Annotated in this window: 2 protein-coding genes; one reads left to right on the plus strand and one right to left on the minus strand. The window is 48.4% G+C overall.

The window, feature by feature from the left end:
• Positions 1-22 precede the first annotated feature (22 nt).
• Positions 23-346 carry a helix-turn-helix transcriptional regulator gene (locus Q1A63_RS25585; RefSeq protein WP_298975463.1) on the minus strand — a complete coding sequence of 108 codons (324 nt, stop codon included), beginning with the start codon at positions 344-346 and terminating at the stop codon, positions 23-25.
• A 59-nt stretch (positions 347-405) separates the two neighbouring features.
• Here Q1A63_RS25585 and Q1A63_RS25590 point away from each other — a divergent pair.
• The coding region (locus tag Q1A63_RS25590; protein WP_299632725.1) for a DUF6428 family protein at positions 406-632 on the plus strand (227 nt) is incomplete at its 3' end.

A 632-nucleotide genomic window follows, 5' to 3' on the forward strand; every position in this document is an offset into this window, starting at 1 on the left:
TTTGAATTTCAGAGGTGTCAGGTTATCCTGCCCGCATTGAGCAGCAATTGCGCAATTCGGCGTTTCCTTTGCAGCAATCATCCATCAAAAAGGTGATAAGCTGACCGATTTTGTTGAAATCTATGCGATAGTTCTGGCTCCGCGACTGCCGCTCTTTTGTCAGAAAACCAGCTTCTGAAAGTGCGTTCAGGTGGAACGAAGCTCTTGATGGGCTGGCTCCGATCTGACGCGCAATGTCACCAGCGCTCATGCCGTCCGGTCCCACCTCAACCAAGGCCCGGATGACGCTTAAGCGGTCTGCATTTGAAAGAACGCCAAACAAAACGGCAGCTTCTTCTGCAATCATATTTCAATACCTCTTGAAATATTGCTTTCTACCCGATACATATTTCAAGAATCATTGAAATGAAAGGCTTCGCTGTGAAAACACTTTCTGGTCTCTTGAATGACCTTCAGCTCCAAGACCCTGCACTTCCTTTGGTTTTCGAAACCAAAGATGGTGAGATTTCACCCGGCTACCATGTTACCGAACTCAGGCATTCTGCCTCGAAAGGGATCGATTGTGGCGGTAACATTGAGTCTTGGCAGGAGGCGAAATTGCAGCTTCTTGACGGGCGAGGCGCGAAGCACAT

It is taken from the genome of uncultured Roseobacter sp. (assembly GCF_947499265.1).
GTDB lineage: Bacteria > Pseudomonadota > Alphaproteobacteria > Rhodobacterales > Rhodobacteraceae > Roseobacter.